Annotated in this window: 4 protein-coding genes; all 4 read left to right on the top strand. The window is 41.2% G+C overall.

What is annotated here, in order from left to right; genetic code table 11:
* On the top strand, positions 1-832 hold an 832-nt coding region (locus ACEW80_RS17330), incomplete at its 5' end, for a DUF4114 domain-containing protein (RefSeq protein ID WP_373527784.1).
* 95 nt (positions 833-927) lie between these two features.
* Complete coding sequence (locus ACEW80_RS17325; RefSeq protein WP_373527783.1) at positions 928-1167, top strand: hypothetical protein; 240 nt, start codon at positions 928-930, stop codon at positions 1165-1167.
* A gap of 10 nt (positions 1168-1177) precedes the next feature.
* Positions 1178-1927, top strand: a complete 750-nt coding sequence (locus ACEW80_RS17320) for a hypothetical protein (protein ID WP_373527782.1) — start codon at positions 1178-1180, stop codon at positions 1925-1927.
* On the top strand, positions 1918-2382 hold the full coding sequence (locus ACEW80_RS17315) for a hypothetical protein (protein WP_373527781.1): 465 nt from the start codon (positions 1918-1920) through the stop codon (positions 2380-2382). The genes ACEW80_RS17320 and ACEW80_RS17315 overlap by 10 nt, the downstream gene beginning before the upstream one ends.
* Positions 2383-2541 lie beyond the last annotated feature (159 nt).

Below are 2541 nucleotides of genomic sequence, written 5' to 3'. Positions count from 1 at the left end.
AGTAATTTTATCTGCGATCGCTAATAACCCCAATGGCTTTGATACTAATAATCTCACCAGGCTGCTGCAATTGGACTCTGGTCAGAATTTTAGATTTTTGTTAGTTCAAGACGGTACGCTTGATGCTGTACGCAATGATCCTAATTCCATCGGCAAGTTACTATTTTCTAGTGTCTCAACCCAAAAAATTACCGACTTGGGTGATAATAGTTTCTCTTTAGGTTGGAAGGATGCTTCTGGTAAGAGTTCTACAGAGTTTAATGATCTGGTGGTGAAAATTAACCAGACAAATCAAGCTTTACCTTTGGGTACAAATCTTCAAGGTCAATTCCAAGGAGAAGTGATTGATTTGCGAGATGTCGAGCAATCAGTCCAAGCGGAATTTAATGTTTACAGAGAGGCATCTTACAACAATTATGTCGGCTTTTATCAAGTGACTGATGAAAATGGTGGAATTGATACCAATGGCGACGGTCAGGCTGATATTCTCACGGGAGCGGCTGGTTATACTCAGGCTGCTGTGCGTGGTCGGGTTGCTGGTATTGATTTGAGTGTGAGTAATCAAGGTACTGCTACTTCCACTGGTACTTTCCAACCTGGTGCGATTTTTGCTCCATTCATTATTGTTGATGGTAGAGCTGATACGCTTTTAGATAACAATTTCAATAATGATCCGGCGGTTTATTTCCCATTTTTGGGTGCTAATTCTGATAAGTCAGATCACATTCGCCTGTTAGCTAGTAATACTTTTGGCTTTGAGGATTTGTCTAGTGGTGGCGACAAGGACTTTAATGATCTGATTATCAAAGTTAATTTGGCAACCACAATTTAGTCATCTTATCGAAGAAAGGCTTTTTGTCAGGAGGCAGAAGGAATTCTGACTCCTGACAAGAAGCCGTGAACGAATGCTCAAGGGTTTAACCCCGAATGGCACTAAGAAAAGCCGAAACGCTTGTGGATGCTGCACTGAGTAATCCCGCCTCTCTACGAGACGCTGCGCGAACGTTTTTGGCTGAAAACCAGGATTATGGTGTTGAGCCTAAAGACTGTCATGTTCGCGTAGCGTCTCGTAGAGAAGGCACTTTCTCCGCCGCGCCCGTCGCTCAAAATGAATTTTGTTTAGGTTCAGCGATCGCTAATCAAACACCAGCTCGCAGAATACAGTAATAACCTCGATTTGGCAATAGAGATTGCTGAATCAACGATTGCCTGTGCTTCCAATGACCCTCGTGTTCAATTTATTCTTAAAGAGTGTTTGGGCCGGCAGCTTAGTTATGCCAATCGTTATGATGAGGCAATTAGTTGCTTTACTCAAGCCTTAGAACAGCAGACAGAATCATATCCGATATTGAGAATGTATGCACTTTTAAGGCTCAGTCGAACGAGCGCTATTCAAGAACCCTACTTATCGCTTCAATATGCTCAACAGGCTGTTAATCTAGCACAATCCTCTCCAAAAATTCCAGAATACGAGTTAGTGATAGCGTTAGGTGAGCTTGCAATAGCAAAATGGTTAATTATTGGTGATTTATACACTGCATTCGAGCCTTGGAATCAAGCCGCAGAGCAGTTGCTCAATTGTAAGCCTAACATTAGTGAAAGTAGTATCATCAACTCTAATTTCGATGATTCAATAGAACCCTTATTCGGAAATTTTTCAAATATTCTTCAAACATTTTTATCTGGTAATCCATTAGTGTCAAGTGACTATGTTCTGCCAACAGCCCTGTTCAGTGACTCATCAGATGCTTCTATATTATCAAATAACAGCCATGAGTTTTCATTGCAGCAGTGCAAGAGTGTTAATGCATGGAGAAGTCTATTTGTTGTGTTTGCTCATATAAATGGATACTTTACTATTCTTGCATCAACAGGTAATCCCCCCTCAAGTATAATGGAAAGGCAAGAGACCAAGCTATGGAAATAGCAGAAATGTGCCGAGAAATTGGTGCAACATGGGGAACTCAGACATTTTGGACAACTGTTACTGAAATTTTTGAGCAAGTCTACTTGCAACAATCAACTTGTGCTGATCTAATTAGCCAATACCAACCCCTTAGTTCGCCAGATAAAATTTTGCCAATCATCGGGCTTGTAGCAGCAACTCTACAGCAAAATGCACCTTTAATTGAGGTTTTCAGAGTACACATTTCTATTTTTGAAGATGTCTATAGACTAACTAACTCTCAACCCGCCGTGTATCGACGTATTATTTTGCCTTACTTGTTCAACTATTGGAAAAGAGCAGTAGAACAGCTTGGATTTCGCTTTGATGATGCTGAAAGAACAGCACAATTATTATATTCATCCAGGGAATTACCGTTAAATCAGCAAGGTCAAGCAATTCTTGCTGCCGTTAGAAATGGGCTTAAAAGATACTAGATGACCTGAAACCATGTTTGAGGGTAGTCAAGAAATACTGGGTGAATGTGCAGGTGGCGATCGCTAATTAATTTCAGTTCTTGTAGTACCGCTCTATCTCCAAGAAATACTGGGTGAATGTGCAGGTGGCGATCGCTCCCTTGGGGGTCGCGTCGCCTC

This window comes from Nostoc sp., from assembly GCF_041747015.1.
Taxonomy (GTDB): domain Bacteria; phylum Cyanobacteriota; class Cyanobacteriia; order Cyanobacteriales; family Nostocaceae; genus Nostoc.
Note: the sequence above shows the minus strand (reverse complement) of the source record. Positions and strands in the feature narration are given on the sequence as shown.